Below are 435 nucleotides of genomic sequence, written 5' to 3' on the forward strand. Positions count from 1 at the left end.
GGGGCTTGACTGAAAAGTTGAGCCTCTTTTTTCATGCCAAAAAACAGGAGGTAAATGCTTATGGCAGATGATAAAACCACAAAAACGCCGGAACAGCCGGTAACGGATAGCGGGCCGGGCAAGGAAACGCCTCCCGCTCCCCCAAAAGAGCCGGAGAAGGTTTCCGTTTCTCCGGAGCCGGAAAAAGAGACGGAACCGGAGGTAAAGAACCCGCAGGTTTCCGTCTATAACTTCGCTGAAATTATGAAGGAAAAGAAGGTCGAGGAACGGGCGGCAGCTCCCAGCGGGGAAAAGCCTGCCCCGGCAAAAACGGAAAAACCGGAAAAGCAGCCGGAGGCTCCGAAGAAAGCGGAGGAAAAACCCAAAGAGCCGGAACAGCCGAAGCGCCGGGGCCGTCCCCCGAAAGCAGATAAGGACAAGGCCGCAGCCCCGAAG

The 435-nt window shown here is 55.9% G+C and carries 1 pseudogene; it reads left to right on the forward strand.

From position 1 onward, the window contains the following. Positions 1 to 60 precede the first annotated feature (60 nt). A pseudogene (locus DW677_RS13490) lies at positions 61 to 435 on the forward strand (DNA-binding protein); the annotation flags it as partial.

Source organism: Clostridium sp. AM25-23AC, assembly GCF_003435125.1.
In the GTDB taxonomy this organism is placed as follows: Bacteria; Bacillota; Clostridia; order Lachnospirales; family Lachnospiraceae; genus Pilosibacter; species Pilosibacter fragilis.